This is a genomic window from Ktedonosporobacter rubrisoli (assembly GCF_004208415.1).
GTDB classification, from domain to species: Bacteria; Chloroflexota; Ktedonobacteria; order Ktedonobacterales; family Ktedonobacteraceae; genus Ktedonosporobacter; species Ktedonosporobacter rubrisoli.
Genome location: NZ_CP035758.1, coordinates 10623873 through 10639673, shown reverse-complemented (window position 1 = coordinate 10639673; position 15801 = coordinate 10623873). Strand labels below are relative to the sequence as shown.

Here is a 15801-nt window from a genome sequence, read left to right as displayed (position 1 = left end):
ATGAGGAGCCTGCCTTATGGTCATTCTTGGTGGGCGTGGGAGGGGCAAGACTACCTTGCCCAGGCTACCCGGCGCAGGCAGAGGGATCTTGCCCCTCCCACGTTTTTGGCAACGTGAGTGCGGCCCTTTCTCGCATTAAAGAGGGTGGAGCAGCCTCTCTGCTATCGCCACAAACAGTTTTTCGTTGCGATACGCACAATACTGGAAGCGTTATGAGCGTAGCAACTATCGAATAGGCCATCCCCCTTGCTCTTCAATGGTTTCATCTATCCGTTCCACGACCTGGATGGTTTCTCTCAACGCGGCAACTATTCGTTGGTAATGCTGAATATCATCAAAGGATAAAGAGCGACCTTGACGATATTTGAGCCATCTCAGACAAACTTGATGTCCTCCGACTTGGAATTTCCATACCTCTGGTGGTACATCTTCAAAGTACTGAGTTTTATTGATATACACACATCCTTGTTCGAGTCGACTGGAGAGGTCCTTATATTCTATTTTCTCAACCACATTGTTTCCCTTTATAGGATACCTGGTTATAACCTGTCCTATTTTTTCCATGAGATGCAAACCAACCAGCAAGTCTCCTAATCTACATAATTTACGAAAGAGATTTGCATCTGAAGTCACGGGTAGGCGCGGAAAGTCCATTTTAAGGAATTCAGAGTACCGTATACGGTACGTTGGTGAGTGAAGTATTGCATATATATAATGGAAGATGTCTTCTGCCCCAAAACTTTGCAGCAGATCCCCTTGTCCCTCTCCAATAAATTGCATAGAGATCTTCTTGGACAGATCTGTAACAAACGGAGATGATAGATTAGGACGACGGCTCTGCAAGACACGAATATGTTCATCAGCCTCGAAGAGTTCTCCTGATTTCCTATTTGGGTAGAGGTACAAGGGAAATGCCTGATTGGCTTCTCTGCTTGTTGTTGAAATGACACAATCATTGGCTACTTCTCTTGTAACCCAGGTATGCCTATAGCCAGTTGTGGCTTGTTGCCGTGACGCTAGAAGGCATAGATTACTTTTGTCAGCAACGTGCTCCAATAACTCTCGACGAGGACGGTCCATAGCAACATAGCTAAAATAACAGTACCTCCAGTCAAATGGCCTATAGAGACAGCGAAGAAAATGTTTTTGCCAATCTCTATCTGAACGAAGCGCTTTGCGGGCTTCAGCGATCTGCCAGCTTGCACTATTCGAGAGCTTATATTTCTCTGTATATTCCTTATCAGATATGCGTGTTTCTAGCATTTCGGATATGCGATTGTATAAACTGTCTTCATCAAAATCTACAGCAAAATGATCACGATGCGTCTGGAAACCAAGAACGTTGACTGGCATTATCTCTGTCAGTTTTTTCCCTCTTTCGTATTCCATACGTAAGTTCCTGTTGCTTTCTTGTGGAACAAATAAGTAAAAAGGAGCTTCAGGAGAAAGTTGCACCCATCCTGTCGTTGTTATGTCATGAGTTAAGAGCCAGGGATATTTACCGACGAGAGGCGGCTGATCTTGATTAGATACTTGCTCTCTATCACGCGCTCCCCACAAATGTGCGTGATATACCTTACATATTTTATTTTTGCTATTTTCCACTTGCTGCTTCACAAATATACCAATTGCCACCCCTGTCTGGATATCAAAGACATTTTCGTCTTTCACACCATGTGAAAATAGTTCGTTTCTCTTGCTACTGCCATGTAAATCGAGAACATAAATCTCATCAAAGCTGTGCATTAAACTTTGGCGCATTCCCCTAAATGTAGGGTTATCCAGATAACCGTGGTTCGTAACAAAAGCGAGAATGCCATAACCTGTTTGCTCAATGCGCCATTGGGCAAAGCGAATAAACTTAACATAGTCATCATTGAGCCACTTAGGATTCTTCTCGTGGAGCGGTCCTTCATCAACGGCAAAGTAATTTCCCACTTTCTGCATCGCTAATTTAGCGTATTCCTTCTTGTTATTCGATTGAGTATCAATACCATGTAGCAAGTTTGTAATCCAAGGTCCATCATTCGCCGAATGACCTGAGTAAGGAGGATTACCAATTATCACCATGACTGGATAATCGCTTTTGACTTTCGCGGCAGCATTGGCCTCATCCGAGATAAAACTACCTAGCAATAGCTTAGAACGACTCAGTCTTTGTTCCAGTGTATTAGTAAGATAGAGGCCCAAGCGCTCCCCACTCTCAAATGTGTATGTCCAGTCGTCTCTTTCTTCTACTGGGAGATCAAGTGCAGCCAATTGCATACCTAACTTTAGATGCGCAACGACATAGGGAGCCATCATAAGTTCAAAACCAAAGAGACGAGGCAATAAGTGTTCATGGACATACCCCGACCACATGCCTGCATTGCCCATCTGACGGTACATTTGGCGGATATAATTGATAATAGCATACAGGAATGTACCTGTGCCACATGCAGGATCGAGGATAAGCACACGAGGTGAGTATGCAATCTGCCGCTCTCTAAGCTCGTCAATATAGGTATACTGAATAGTTGACGTATCCGCAAGTCCATCTGAGCACTCAAAATGTTTACGGAGTAGATAATCGACTGAGCGAACTATATAAGAAACAATCGGTGTTGGAGTGTAATAGATACCGCGCAATTCACGGAGTTGAGGATCATACTCGGAAAGAAATGTTTCATAGAAATGGATAATAGGATCTTCTTGGCGTGTAAGTTGACCAAAACTAGCAAATAGTGCATCCATATCAGCGACAGCCAATAACTGTACTAATTCGTCTATAAAGCCTGCAAATGGTTCATCGTCAATCTTTGCATCTATGAGAGTAAAAAGGTCGCGGAGAAATGGGTTAGAACGAGGAATGGCTTTTGCTGCATCTTCACGTCGAAAGAGCTTTTTGCTTTTGTAGTTACAGCGTGCTGCAAAGATACCATAAACCAGTGTTTGGGCAAACATATCGGCAAATTCAGTGATAGGCTGATCAGGAATAAGAATGCTCTTGAATGCCTCGTATAGCTCCCTTACAATATTAGAAACCTCGTTCTCTTCAAGGGCTGCTACAATTATATCGCGGATGATGTGTGCCAGCCGTGCCATGCGTGCAGCCAAGTCTTTGGGGTCATAAACCATCTCCGCATGATGTTCAAGAAAACTACAGAGAAGATCACCTGCATTCTTCGGGCCTGACTTTTGTAAGAGGAGTGATTTACTTCCTTGCAGTGTAGCTAGTTGAGCTACCATGCGTCTTTCGCCTTTGACATACCAGCGAAACTCCAGATAATTCGTGAGCACGAGGTTGTCAATTGCACGTAAATAACGACTCATCTGGTCGGTACATTCGACCATATCAAGCGAAGTGCCAATGTTTTTTGTCTCAACATGGCCAATAGTAAGGTAGCCTTGACCATCCTCTCGCAACACTGCATAATCTGGAGCACCACATTTCTCACGTTTGGGTTCATTTAGCGCTCTGATGGAGACGGGAGAAAGTAATTCTTCCAATAATTTCTGTAAGGCTGAGCGATAGCTTATTTCTGTTGCGCGACCTAGTGTGTAGTATATTTCAAGATGCCTGAGATAGCTGCGCATCAACCCTTCTCTCATTGCTTCTTTTCCTCCAAGTAGGTGAGATATCTTTCATAATACTGCCAGCTCGTATTCTCTGGTCAAAGATGAAAGGCTGGTACTTTCTCGGGAGGAGGGATAGTATGAAGGGGGCACCGATGCCACAAAAAATCAGTCCAACAAAAATAGAGTCGTGAGACAAATACATGAGGTCCAGCAATGCTCACATTTCACACTCCTTCTCTAACCCCTAAAGTGCTTAGAAGTCACAAGTTACATTACTCTATAGTGAAGGAAGAGCGGTTACAGGAAATGAATATTATGATTATGTCATATATAGAGTATAAGAGTAGATAGAAAACTTTTCAACAAACAAACGTTCTATTTAAAGATTCACGTGTTCTTCGCTGGCTGAAACTAGAAATGATAAAAGAAGATGTACAAAACCCTTGGTACTTCTGTATGAGTTTTATGTATACTCGCTAAATTTCTCTGTATTATCTGTTATATATCGCGCAACAATGATAATTTGTATCTTCATTTTGCTATGTTCATTACTTCTTACATCATGTCGGAAGCAACAGATAATTATCTAAGGCACGAACTTCTCTCGTACCTAAATCTTCTACTTTGAGGAGGAAAACATGGGTGAAACAGCTGTACCAATATCCAGAGCTGTAGTGCAGCGATATACAACCTTCAGAGACACCATGTCTCCTAAGGAGGGAGGGGAGTACAATGCGTACCGATACATTGCCTACTGTCTTTGTCGCTCAAACCGTATGCCTGTAGTCCATCAATTTATAGAAGATGCTATAGCTGTTGCAAAGAATTTACTCATAGATGAAGAGAGCAACGAACAACAGCGAGAAGAGATGAAAAAGGAGATAGCTATTTATGAACAGTTTCTCGTAGACAATCCGGTAGAGTGGATTAACACAAACCAATGGCGAGATCTCCTAGTGGATCAACAGGGATATCTCCTTACTCCTGATCCATAGTCTCCCTCTATGGAAACGTGGCTTTGATAGGCTGAGGCTCGTTTGTTTGGTCCGCTTTCATTCTATCGCAGATAGTTTCCCTTTGGCTAGCTCCACTCTTGGCAAAGCTCTTTCCGCAAAATTCGGGGTGTCACATACTTCTCGTGATGCAATGGGGTACTAAAATGATTATAGTTAACATGATATATTGGGAGGTTTTTGGCACATAAAGTCTTTTAAAGAAAGGCTAGCCGCCTTTTTTCTTTATCAGGTCCCAGAGACCTGTTATTTTTATTCTCATCTCAGTGGCAGCAGTACTGATCCCGTAATGGTACGCAAGACTTTGTACAGATGCACCTTGTTTAAGCATTTGCAGAAGAGGTGCGTATGGCATGAGAAACGCTAACCCATAGCTGTGAGCTTCTAACTCTTGTTCATCACTATAGCGGGAGAGGGGCAAGCCGTCATCAGTAATAGTAATAGGTCGGTGAGAAAGAGCAAGATGTCCAAATTCGTGTGCAATGGTAAAGGTCCGACGTGAGATATGATGTTCCGGGTTGATCATAATAATATGTTCCCCATCTTTAATATGTAGAGTTGTGCCTGACCAGCATTTGGCAAACGATTCTTTCAGCAATCGCCCATAATGGTTATGATAATCCTCTCGCGTTTCAAGAAGTTTGCACACATGTTGATTGTTCTTTTTCTATTCATGCCTTCTATTGATCGTTCGTTCGACGCATGATAGAAACGATGGAAATATAATTACATCCTATCCAGCATGTGATGCTCCAATCGATTCAAATTGCATTTTTCTATATATCTATGATAAGATAAAAACCGTGTATTGGGTTCCTGTATACAAGAAACACATTAATATAGATTAAAATGTATCTTGCACAATGCAGAAGATAATGCATCTATATGCACATAGTATTTCTTGCTCATCAATCACCAATTGCTTACTTTTAAGCCTCGACATTTGTATAGCTTCTTCGCTCATTCCGATACTATCCTGGCTCGCATAGTACGGAAACGCATTCGCATTCAGCGTCCAGATATTCGTTGTTCTCTTCCCGCCTCTTTATCACTTTATCAAGACAACACATGATAGAGGGCAGTAATATAGGAACGTTCCGGTGCGTTTGTCCCTAAAGAACCAAGGGGAGATGCTGGTCGGAACCTCCTGTGAGCACCTGAAGCTGCCCATCCAGCAGGTCCCTGCAGCTAATGTTCTTCCCTAGACACTGAGCAAGAACTTGTTGGTCTTATTGCACAAACGCATTGGTATAGAGGGTAGTGCTTTCCAGATGGTCCACAGGCTTGCCAGCGGCATCCTTGACCGAGCCAGTCTGCAAGATAAAATTTGTATAGTCCTTCCAGGCTTCGGAGCGCTGCACGCCCCATTTTGTCCCATCCGCGTAGAGAGGGCTCACATAGCGCTGCTCTGGCTCGACCTGCGCCTCGCTCGGAAATGTTCCTTTGGGCGCGGCCTGAATGAGCAATCTGGCCGCCTCTTGTGGGTGGGTCTGGGCAAAGGCATAGCCGCGCTGGGTAACATGCATAAACCGGGTAAGCAACGCTGCTTGCTGCTGCATCGTTTCTGTACTCGTCACCAAGGTTGGTGCGTAGTAATCAGGAATGCCATATTGGGTCACGGGAAACGTTTTCAACTTGACTCCTTGCTGCTCGGCTTGCACCACGTCCAGGCCGAACACCCAGGCGAAATCAATCTGATGACTCGCCAGCGCTTGAATGGCATCGGTTCCCAAGGTCACATTTTTGAAGGTTCCTTTTCCCCCATCATGTCGAATAACAGCTGAGACGATGGGCTGTTCATATGGTGCTCCATAGCCTCCGTAGATCTTGCCATCCAGATCACGCGGACGCTTGGCGGCTGAGTCGGCACGTGTCACCAACAGCGAGGTGTTATGAGCGGTGATGCCCGCAATAGAGATAATTTTTTGTCCTTGCGCATCATCCAGGACCACAGATTCTGTGGAACTGATGGCAATATCAGCTTTGCCGGTAGTGACCAAGACATCAGGGAAGGCATTGGGGGAAAATGGGAGGATCTCCAGATCAATGCCTGCCTGCTGATACCACCCTTTCTGCAGCGCTACGTAGATCCCCGTATGATTGGGATTGGGCGTGAAATCTAAGGCCAGGCGCAACTTTGTAAGCGCTTTGGCATTTCCGGGGCTGGTGCTCCCTTCTGGCAGGTGTGAACGCTGCCAGAGAAAAGCGCCAATCACCACCAGGAGGACCAGCGTAACGATCCCAGCGATCAAGATGGATCTGCGTATGTTCATAGGCCTAACCTCCTTTAACAACGAGACTGACGGCGTATGCTGCAACACACCACTGAGCGCAGGCGCAGGAAATCATCTGACTGCGCCTCACGTTTTCGCCTGCCATGGCAGAGCCAGGTGTGCTAAAAGCGAGGCCAGCCCAAAGAGCAGCAAGCTGAGGACAGCTGTCACAACCAGGGCTGCAAAGACTAGTACCGTGGCATGGGCATTGGCCGACGTTTGCATATAGATCCCTAATCCCTGGAAAGCTCCGACGTATTCCCCGAAAATTGCGGCGGTCACACTATAGGTGGCAGCAATGCGCAGGCCAGAAAAAAAGGACGGCATCGCCCCTGGCAAGCGGACCAGCCAGAGCGTTTGCCATCGGGTGGCGTGCATACTTTTGAGCAAGCGCATCAGCTCTGGAGGTGTACTTTCCAGCCCATCGAGACAGGCCACGATGATGGGAAAAAAGCAATAGAGTACGACGACCAGCAGTTTGGGGAGGAAGCCAAACCCAAACCAGAGCAACAGCAGCGGAGCCAGTGCAATCATCGGAATGGTTTGTGAGACAATCAGAAGGGGGTAGACGGCGCGGCGGCAGGCAGGAGCAAGATCCAGCCAGAGAGCGAGCGCAAGACCGAGAGCAACAGCCACAAGGATGCCGATGACCGTTTCCAGAGTGGTCTGAATCGTATGTCCCAGCAGAATATCCCAGTTGGCCAGCAAAGCGGCAAGGATAGCATCTGGAGTTGGAAGGATGAGGCTACTAACTTGCCTGAGACGGACGTAGCCTTCCCACAGCAGCAGCAACAGCAAGGCCAACAGGAATGCGGGAACGTTGCGCGCAAGCGGTGATGGCTTCATTGCTGATGACTCCTTCATCCGAGATGTGGTCAGCTGGTGCTCAAGGGAGAGCATACCATGCCCCTCCCTCATAATGGTCCTGAATTGCAATGCTGATATAAGGACATTCATCTGGAGCAAGTACTTTGACAAACACTGCTTTTATGAATTTTTCATTCATATAAATATAGTTCGTATATATTATCATAAAAAATTTCTAAGCCATGGTCAAGCGCTAGCTTTTTTTGATCATGCGCCACACATTATATCAAGCTGCCTGTTGATAAGCAAGTAGGAATAGTTTTATCTTATAGAAAGTACTAAAAAATAGGAAAAGAGTAACAGAAAAATTACCTGAATCAAAGATAGTTCATCTAGAATGAGCATGCTTGCCTTGTTTTGAAGGAACAGGATACAGCTTTAACTGCATCTAGAGATGTTCTATATGCGGAACAAGAAAATGCTCTCTTCCCAGTCGAGAAACGCGCATGACGAGCTCCGGTAATCTATCCTGATCACACCGTGTCACTCTTCTCCTTCCACAGAAGTCTTTCTGTGAGGCTGCACCCCCTGGAAATGTTCGAAAAGGAGATGCTCGTGTATGATGCAAGGTCCAAGACAGGTCCCTAAGGCGGCTGACTGGCTACCTCGTGCTCAAGAAGCAGCGAGGAGTAATGAACGGAGCGGGCAAGCCTCGCCCCTCGGAGCACACGCTCCCCTCCTTCACGGTGATGCGCTTGCTCGTAGTCCTCAACTTGAACGCTGGGGTATCTGGATAGTTGGCGGCTATATCGGCCTCTTTGCCATTGCTCTGCTGGTCCTGCGCCTAACCGGTCAGGTGCCTGGACAAAGCTTTTTGCTCAAAGGTCTCTCGGATGTGGCGCAAATGTTGGGGCAATGGATTGGTTTTGGGTTCTGTGATGAGCGCTGCCTTGCAGTCCCTGTCATCCCCACCTCTTTTGACAGCTCACCAGCCATATTCCAGCGCGCGGCTTGAGGGGCAGCAGTCTCCTGCAGCCTCAGCTGAGCTGCTCTATTCCCATATTAGGGAACGCTATGTTCCCTCAACAAGCCGTTGAGCAAAGCTTGTTCGCTCGCGCATGTTATCTCTTGTTCTTGCGAACTCTAGTAGTGCATTCAATAGCAACAGGTCTACAGGGCGCAGTACTACGGTAACATATCCCTTTGCATGAGTGAGATACGGACCTCTATACTGGCCTTTTTCGCCTCAGATGAGGTGGTGGGATAGAGGATAGTCGTGCTGCAGCATTTTTCTTGCCCAAGAGCATACATGAGTAATTGATTAGGAAGAGCTTTGTCATCTGATGAAGAGATGCTTCTCTAAAAGCAAGTAAGTGCCGAGAAATCTTCCCCGAGAATGCAAGGGAAGCCAATCCTTGGTCGTTTCCAGGATGAGTTTGAAGCCCATGGAGATCTTCTTGCAAGCACACAAATGGACGGGGAGAAAGAGGACGAAAAATCTTACTCACGGGTAAGATCTCTCGTGGTGCAACGCTATAGAACCTACTCTTTATATTTGACAAATGACAAAAAAGGGGGCCGGTTTTAACACCGACCCTCTAAAGATGAGATCTTCGCTACTACTACGAGCGCTTTGCATGATCATCTACTACCATCGTAGATGAGGAGGCAGTGGAATGAGGAGGGCAAAAGCAAGCAACAGTGCAATGCCTAGAACTGTTATCGCTATTTTTAAGCGCTTCATAATGAGCACGATCATGACCAGTGCGTTTCAGATAGAGCATGGCTCTCTCCTGGATCTGGAAGTTTTCTTCATCAACTAGCTCATCCGTGATTTGCTCATCAGCCACAAGACTTTGATACGCTCGAATAAGAGCTCTGGTCTGATGAACATTGCGTTCTGATGAAGAACCATTGCTCTTATTTCTATCTTTAATGGCAGCAACAACCAGCCTCTGTGTGCCTCTCGTCGTAGCTCCACTCAGTTCTGCAAGCCTCTTCAAACGCGCCATATCAAAGCGCCTAAGATACTCAGCTATAGCCTCTTGAGCGTTGCTCCAGGCCGTAAAACTGTCTCCATGTGCCAACATGCTGAGGTAGAGTTTGTGAGCCTCATATTCAATCTCTGACTGAGTGCTTGATCTGGACGTAAATGGATCGTCCAATGCCTCATAGTCTTTTCTCCGCGCTCAACTTGCCGAGACCGGAGGCAAATTCTAAAAATCTCTCATCAGCACTGGGAGTATTTTGGGGGATATTTTGACCATTCTGTTCGAGCAGTGACACATTATTCTCCACTTCAAATCGAGAGCCATCCTGCATAACAAGAACAACTTTTTGGATTCTGGCAAGGAAATCTACCGGCACGTTGAACACGACAATACGAGGAGAGGAGGCAACAAGATGTGTCCCGCGGAAGTGTCTGTTTCTCCAACGTAACCATGCTCTTGTCCCATGCCTACCATAACGATGCATGATCCATCAACGCTTCTTTGCTGAGAAAACAAGGGGAAAGCACTACGAGGAGTCATACACAAGGGGTTACACATGTGCTAGATGCACTATCTATATTTACATGTGCTATCCTTCTAACGTCAAACGGACAAGCGCTTTGATCTGGAAAGATAGATGCTCTACTCACAGAGACGACCTTCGCTTCATGCTGATCAAATTGTCTCCTTCCATCGCTTACAACAGATCTACGCGTTGTACCAGTAAAGCGCATCGCTCTTCTTCACCCAATGGCAGCGTGTAGTCGCCACTATTGGTTTGAAAGAGTGCCACCTCTTTCTTCTTGTCCATCAAGGCCTGTTCTGAAACGGGACTTTTCCATGTCCAGAGCATAAGACTGATCAATGCAAAGATAATGAGCAGAATGGCGCTGGCCCAGTGTGGAAAGGACAGAAAGAGGAATACGATGATCAGCGCAAGAAAAGTCAGTGCATCGAGCCCGATCAGTCCCTTTCTGAGGAGCTTATACGTTTGGAACTGCTTTTCTTGAAGGGCGACTCGCTCGACAGCAGCACGGGCGGCCTCACGAGCTGGACGCAGGTTTTCCCGTTCGTAGATCGCCTGTTACCTTTTGTCTATTTCCTCTTGCAACCGGCTGGAGACCACCTGATCGACCTGCGTCCTGGTCTGCTCAACGAGCTGTTCATTTTGGCGAAGCAGGTACTCTTCCTGTTCGCCCATGAGGGCATTGAGGTCAGCCAGCCTTTGCTCGACGATCTCTTGCAACGTCTGGGTGTTTTGGTTCTTCTGCTCTTCAAACTGTTGTTTGGCTGTGATGATCTCTGCAAGACCTTGTCGTACGGCCTCCTTGATAGCCTGGTCAGCTTTCTGCCGTTCCAGTTCGTGGCTCTTTTTGGCTTCAGCCAGGGCCAGAGCAGCGATCTGCTCTTTTTCTCTGTCTAGCGTCCTTTGAGCAAAACCAAAGACGTGATTGCGTGCAGAGGCAGCTCCCAATGTTGCTCCTCGTGCCTCTTCTTCTTTGCTGACTTGCTCAATGAGTTCGCTGTACCATTCATAGGAAATGTCGCCCTTACAATACAGTTCCACAACATGCTTGATGGTGCTTTCCGCTTGTTGATCCAGGAGTCTTCCGGCTTCTTCAACAAACAGGCGTGCTTGCTCATTTCTTTGCGCATGGGTTCGATAATAATAGGGATACCAGCTGATCTCCGTAACGCTTTTCAGTTTTTCTACTGCTTGTGGATTGAGCAGCATAGATACTTCCAATTTGAGAACAATGGGAATTCACACATTGTGCAATATCACACAATCGAAATACATGATATAAAAACATGTATTTAGTATAGATCTGTTAACAGAATGCATTGGAAACATTCTTTCACACAAAACACAACATCTACGAAGTGAGGAAAGCCTCCTGTCTACGTATCTCTCATAGTTTCCTCCAGTCCTTCATCGTGGAAAGCCGACACATGCTCATTTGTGGTTTTGCAGGCTCAGGCAAAACGATGATAGCCGTAGAAAAAGCAACTCGTCTGACGAAGCAGGGGTTTCGTACACTCCTCGTGTGCTATAACCGCTTTCTTGCACAAGATTTGCGCCAGCGTCTATACAGTCAGGAGCGACTCACCATCTCGACGTTTCATGAAGTATGCCTACGATTTTCCCCACAGGCAGGATTAACCATTCCAGAAGAGGCTACTGAAAGCAATGACTACTACAGCCACTTCCTTCCTCATACGTTACTTGAGGCATTAAACCGGATCCAGATTCGATACGATGCGATTATCGTTGATGAGGGACAAGATTTCCTTGACAACTGGTGGACCCCTCTTCAGTTACTCCTGGCAGATCCAGACCAGGGTATTCTCTACATTTTCTACGATGACAATCAGTGTTTATATGGACATGCTCCCTTGCTCCCCTTGCAAGGACCGCCTTATCTCCTCACCATCAATTGCCGGACCACAAAACGTATCCATGAACAAATTGTCCATTTTTATCAAGGAGCCAGTACACCAATAGCACGGGGGCCTGATGGTACTCCCGTCGAATTTCTGATCTACGAAAGGAAAGAGGCTCTCCAGGAAACAGTGATGCGCCTCGTACTGAAACTGACAGAAGAGGACCATATTCCACCAGAAGCCAATTTGGTGCTTACTCCCTATTCCCGAAAGAAAAGTTGGCTCAAGGCCGAACAGCCTGCAATGGGACCAGGATTAGATTGGAATCCATCCTCATCCCGACAAGCACGCCTCGCCACCATCCACTCCTTTAAGGGATTAGAACGTCCGGTGGTGATCTTAGTAGAATTGGAACGCTGGCTCACTCAAGGGGTAAAAGGAGTTGAGCTGGAGCGACTGCTCTATGTAGGATGCTCTCGTGCAAGAAATTATTTGCTTGTGCTCCTCCCAGAGAAGCATGCGCAAGAAATCTTGCCCAAATTTCAGCCGAAACAGGCAGTCCAGATCTTACAGGAGAACAGAGAAATAGGGCAGAATGGTGAGGAATCTGATCAGAGATGAGTCATGTGAGTCCTTCCGTGTTTTTGTGGTGAAAGGTCTTCTGACAGAGCAGTAGAATCATATACGTTCACACGCTCCTGTTTAGCTCACTCTTTTGCAATGCAGGTTTTCCGGTGTTTGTTGATGGAAAAAGATGCGATTGAGAGAGATGTTTTAGGGTGAAGATACAATTTTAGTGCTGAAATTCTAAACTCAGTACGAAATTTCTAGAGAGGAGCAGAAGGCAGAAAAAGGGACACATCGAAGAAGCATCGCATCGATCAGTGGGTAGAGCGCATCTTCTACCCACTTCTTGAAGGAGCTATGAAAAAGGGACAAATTACTGCTACTGATGCAACAGCCCTGACCCCTTTGATACAGATGTACTAGGCCATACAGATTGAAAATGTAAGCAGCGAGCTTGATAGCTTGTGGAGTCTTCTCGAAGGCGGTAGTGTAGGTATCTATATTAGCTCTATCCATGATGTGATGGATGTCAATGTCAAACAGATGCTGACGGAGTGCGGCCTTGCTGCCAATTGCAGAGGATCGCACGGCATCACCTGTCAAGGCACGTAAATGCTCATGAAACGTTTGCTGCGATGGTAACGGTGAGGGTTCTTGCTCGATCGCGCCAGGGCTGCTGTTCGGTGTGATACTCTTGTTCTTGGATACAGGCATTGTTGTTCCCTCCTGTTTGAAATGGAATGTTTTGGGCACAAGGGACAATTTTTGCCTGTATTATCTCTTCCAGCTCTCAGCTTTGAGAAGGGGACTCTTTACACAAAATACGAGATGGTGTCTACATACCCACTGTTCTACCTCTTACCTCCTCAAAAAACCCCTATGCTGCTCATGAAACACTGGAAGCTTGTTGTGATCTTGTCTCAAATAACTTCTGCCTCACTGGTTCCAACGAGCACAGAGACTGTGGTCTCACCAGGGGAAAAAAGGCCGATGTGGACGGGCTGGAGAGGACTACCGGGCATTGCATCGGGTGGATGAGAAATTGTCAGAAAGGCAGAAGTTATTTGAGGCAATGCGGGCGAGGCAGGCGTCCGTTGAACATCTTTTGATCAAAAAGAAAACCGCCGTTCTCATTAGTCTTCACTGTTCACTTCCTTTGAAACAGCTTATGAAGCACATTGAGAACGACGGTTTTACAAGAAGAGCGGAAGACGGGGCTCGAACCCGCGACAGCCTGCTTGGAAGGCAGGTTGGCGCAGTATTACCGCTTGCTTCTTATAAAATAGCTTACACGCGTATTGTATATATTTGCATTCTATGTAAGTATGTTCTGCAAAAATGTTCAGAAGCACATTTATCCATGACCAACTGCTTTGACCTGCTACAAACCTCTACCGCACTGTTCCCTTGACGTACAAAATTGTTCGCCAACTCGCATAGGCAGGTTGGTAGTGACTGAAACTGCTTACAAAGCAACTATAGAACATCTCTTCGCAAAATGCAAGAGAGGCAGGTATTCAGAGATCCTACACTTTACTCTAATTTCCCCCATAAAGTCTGGTGTGAACATGTAAACTATTGAAAACAATGGGGAATTGCGATATATTAAAGTTTAAAGTTGTAAAAAAGTCTTCTAAGAGATACTAGAAATGATAAAGATAAAGCTCTCATCTGGCTCAAAAGATAGTAAGCCCCAGGAGGCACGTGCCATCAAAAATCTCCAACAGATTTTAGCAAGGGAAGAGGGCTATCTTATTCCCATCATGTTTATTGGGAAACAGCTCATCAATTGGGAAATTGATGCAGTTCTACTTCTGCCAGATATTATCTTCTTCATCGACTTCAAAGACCGGTATGCGCGACGTATTGAGGTTGATGGTGTCAATGGAAAAGTAAGACTTTTTGTTCATGGGGCTTGGGAAGACGAAGAGAACACTCTGCCAGATTACGAGCGGGCTGCACGGGTTATGGCGGCTAGGATAAAAAAACAGTCTCGCCAGTGGTTGCCCACTGCACCACGCATCCACTCTATCCTGGTATTTACACGCCGCCCAAATACTATCCCCGCTCAGATTTCATTTGCAGGTGGAGATGCCACCAGGCCAAGCCCAAAGGATGGAGTTGGAGCCTGTAACATCGAACAACTTCCACAGCTCATTGCAGCATTCCGCGCAGCCAGCGATAAGCGGGTACATCTCACTTCTATCCAGCTATCTGTTCTGGCTGATGCTTTCTTATCAGAGGTGAAGCCACGACCAGATCTGGAACAACGTATTATCGAGGGATATCGAATTATAGCCGAACATCATGTGGATACGTTTCTCAACTGTAAAATCTATACAGGCGAGGGCCATTTATTGCAAGAGCAAGTCTGGGTTAAAGAATACGAACGGCTCTTTACCTCTCCTAAAGAACGAGACCAAAAGGATCGTCTCATGCTCCGCCATGCAGAAGTGCTTGACGGTCCTCTCCAGCATAAAAATATTGTTCATTATCGCCATTATAAAATCACTGATTTTCACCTCTATGTCATCTTGTCTCGCAAACCCGGTGTTTTTCTCAGCGAATTGCTGTATGGAAAGTTTTTAGGCAATACAACAGAGGCAGATTTACAAAGAATTCCATTCAATTTATCGGTCCGCCTCAAGATGCTCAATGATCTTTTGAGCGCCCTGGACTACCTGACACAACAACCAGGTTTCGAGCAGAGTGCGTATCGCGACCTGCGCCCGGATAACATTTTTATACAAATTACAGATGAGTCTCCTGTAGCTCAACTGTTCAATTTCGATTGTACAAAAATTCCAGGTAGCTATACCAAGTTCAGCAATATAAAGTCGGGACATAATCGTTTTCCCCAATGGGATGATTATGCATCACCCGAATTATTAGAATATATTGAGTCCACGACTGATACACGGCATGCTAGTTTTAACAGTGGGGTTAGTAGTGATCTTTTCTCCTGGGCAATCATTGCTTGGGAAATGCTGGCAGGAGGATTGCCTTTCGCGGATGCCGAGGACAAATTAGCTGGACGGCGTAAACCCTGGCCTGAACAGCTCATTTCTGAATTGCGGGCTGAAGCAGACTGGCTTCCACAAGAGGCTATTCAACTGATTGAGGGGTGTCTGGAACGTTCTCCAGACAGACGCCCATCACTGGCAACAGTAAGAAGCCATTTCCCGTAAAGATATAGCTATCGCTTCT

12 protein-coding genes and 1 tRNA gene are annotated in these 15801 nt (G+C 46.1%); 5 read left to right on the top strand and 8 right to left on the bottom strand.

Annotation, left to right across the window (positions count from 1 at the left end):
• The first annotated feature begins 16 nt into the window (after nucleotides 1-16).
• Nucleotides 17-139, top strand: coding sequence for a hypothetical protein (locus EPA93_RS50670; RefSeq protein ID WP_277988707.1), 123 nt, complete (start codon nucleotides 17-19; stop codon nucleotides 137-139).
• Between the two features lie 86 nt (nucleotides 140-225).
• Here the strand turns inward: EPA93_RS50670 and EPA93_RS45440 are convergent, their stop codons facing one another.
• The gene (locus EPA93_RS45440; protein ID WP_129893895.1) at nucleotides 226-3591 is read right to left on the bottom strand and encodes a type ISP restriction/modification enzyme; all 3366 of its coding nucleotides are present in this window, start codon (nucleotides 3589-3591) and stop codon (nucleotides 226-228) included.
• Between the two features lie 605 nt (nucleotides 3592-4196).
• On the opposite strand from EPA93_RS45440, the gene EPA93_RS45435 reads away from it, so the two are divergent.
• Nucleotides 4197-4553 (top strand): hypothetical protein, encoded by a 357-nt coding sequence (locus EPA93_RS45435; RefSeq protein WP_129893894.1) that lies wholly within the window; start codon nucleotides 4197-4199, stop codon nucleotides 4551-4553.
• 226 nt (nucleotides 4554-4779) lie between these two features.
• Here the strand turns inward: EPA93_RS45435 and EPA93_RS45430 are convergent, their stop codons facing one another.
• The 3 genes from EPA93_RS45430 to EPA93_RS45420 all read right to left on the bottom strand — a co-directional run bounded on the left by EPA93_RS45430 (nucleotide 4780) and on the right by EPA93_RS45420 (nucleotide 7690).
• Nucleotides 4780-5220, bottom strand: coding sequence for an ImmA/IrrE family metallo-endopeptidase (locus tag EPA93_RS45430; RefSeq protein WP_165423824.1), 441 nt, complete (start codon nucleotides 5218-5220; stop codon nucleotides 4780-4782).
• A gap of 580 nt (nucleotides 5221-5800) precedes the next feature.
• The gene (locus EPA93_RS45425) at nucleotides 5801-6844 is read right to left on the bottom strand and encodes an ABC transporter substrate-binding protein (RefSeq protein ID WP_129893892.1); all 1044 of its coding nucleotides are present in this window, start codon (nucleotides 6842-6844) and stop codon (nucleotides 5801-5803) included.
• An 87-nt stretch (nucleotides 6845-6931) separates the two neighbouring features.
• Complete coding sequence (locus EPA93_RS45420) at nucleotides 6932-7690, bottom strand: ABC transporter permease (protein WP_129893891.1); 759 nt, start codon at nucleotides 7688-7690, stop codon at nucleotides 6932-6934.
• A 580-nt stretch (nucleotides 7691-8270) separates the two neighbouring features.
• On the opposite strand from EPA93_RS45420, the gene EPA93_RS45415 reads away from it, so the two are divergent.
• On the top strand, nucleotides 8271-8666 hold the full coding sequence (locus tag EPA93_RS45415; RefSeq protein ID WP_129893890.1) for a hypothetical protein: 396 nt from the start codon (nucleotides 8271-8273) through the stop codon (nucleotides 8664-8666).
• Nucleotides 8667-9273: 607 nt separating this feature from the next.
• Here EPA93_RS45415 and EPA93_RS45410 read toward each other — a convergent pair.
• The 3 genes from EPA93_RS45410 to EPA93_RS45400 all read right to left on the bottom strand — a co-directional run bounded on the left by EPA93_RS45410 (nucleotide 9274) and on the right by EPA93_RS45400 (nucleotide 11377).
• Complete coding sequence (locus tag EPA93_RS45410; protein ID WP_129893889.1) at nucleotides 9274-9663, bottom strand: hypothetical protein; 390 nt, start codon at nucleotides 9661-9663, stop codon at nucleotides 9274-9276.
• Between the two features lie 157 nt (nucleotides 9664-9820).
• A complete protein-coding gene (locus tag EPA93_RS45405; RefSeq protein WP_129893888.1) occupies nucleotides 9821-10126 on the bottom strand; it encodes a hypothetical protein in 306 nt (101 codons plus the stop codon).
• A gap of 600 nt (nucleotides 10127-10726) precedes the next feature.
• On the bottom strand, nucleotides 10727-11377 hold the full coding sequence (locus tag EPA93_RS45400) for a hypothetical protein (RefSeq protein ID WP_129893887.1): 651 nt from the start codon (nucleotides 11375-11377) through the stop codon (nucleotides 10727-10729).
• Nucleotides 11378-11526: 149 nt separating this feature from the next.
• Here EPA93_RS45400 and EPA93_RS45395 point away from each other — a divergent pair, with 149 nt between their 5' ends.
• Entirely contained in the window at nucleotides 11527-12648 is a 1122-nt protein-coding gene (locus EPA93_RS45395) for a UvrD-helicase domain-containing protein (RefSeq protein WP_340689252.1), read from the top strand.
• 1149 nt (nucleotides 12649-13797) lie between these two features.
• Here EPA93_RS45395 and EPA93_RS45390 read toward each other — a convergent pair.
• Nucleotides 13798-13862: transfer RNA gene (locus EPA93_RS45390), tRNA-Ser, on the bottom strand.
• Nucleotides 13863-14357: 495 nt separating this feature from the next.
• Here EPA93_RS45390 and EPA93_RS45385 point away from each other — a divergent pair.
• The gene (locus tag EPA93_RS45385) at nucleotides 14358-15782 is read left to right on the top strand and encodes a protein kinase domain-containing protein (RefSeq protein ID WP_165423823.1); all 1425 of its coding nucleotides are present in this window, start codon (nucleotides 14358-14360) and stop codon (nucleotides 15780-15782) included.
• Nucleotides 15783-15801: the final 19 nt, after the last annotated feature.

What these genes read in the sequence shown, in the direction of transcription:
- EPA93_RS45400 (WP_129893887.1), bottom strand. Translation starts at nt 11,377, where the DNA reads ATGCTGCTCAATCCACAAGCAGTAGAAAAACTGAAAAGCGTTACGGAG.
- EPA93_RS45405 (WP_129893888.1), bottom strand. Translation starts at nt 10,126, where the DNA reads ATGCATCGTTATGGTAGGCATGGGACAAGAGCATGGTTACGTTGGAGA.
- EPA93_RS45415 (WP_129893890.1), top strand. Translation starts at nt 8,271, where the DNA reads ATGATGCAAGGTCCAAGACAGGTCCCTAAGGCGGCTGACTGGCTACCT.
- EPA93_RS45420 (WP_129893891.1), bottom strand. Translation starts at nt 7,690, where the DNA reads ATGAAGCCATCACCGCTTGCGCGCAACGTTCCCGCATTCCTGTTGGCC.
- EPA93_RS45440 (WP_129893895.1), bottom strand. Translation starts at nt 3,591, where the DNA reads ATGAGAGAAGGGTTGATGCGCAGCTATCTCAGGCATCTTGAAATATAC.
- EPA93_RS50670 (WP_277988707.1), top strand. Translation starts at nt 17, where the DNA reads ATGGTCATTCTTGGTGGGCGTGGGAGGGGCAAGACTACCTTGCCCAGG.
- EPA93_RS45410 (WP_129893889.1), bottom strand. Translation starts at nt 9,663, where the DNA reads ATGGCGCGTTTGAAGAGGCTTGCAGAACTGAGTGGAGCTACGACGAGA.
- EPA93_RS45385 (WP_165423823.1), top strand. Translation starts at nt 14,358, where the DNA reads ATGTTTATTGGGAAACAGCTCATCAATTGGGAAATTGATGCAGTTCTA.
- EPA93_RS45425 (WP_129893892.1), bottom strand. Translation starts at nt 6,844, where the DNA reads ATGAACATACGCAGATCCATCTTGATCGCTGGGATCGTTACGCTGGTC.
- EPA93_RS45435 (WP_129893894.1), top strand. Translation starts at nt 4,197, where the DNA reads ATGGGTGAAACAGCTGTACCAATATCCAGAGCTGTAGTGCAGCGATAT.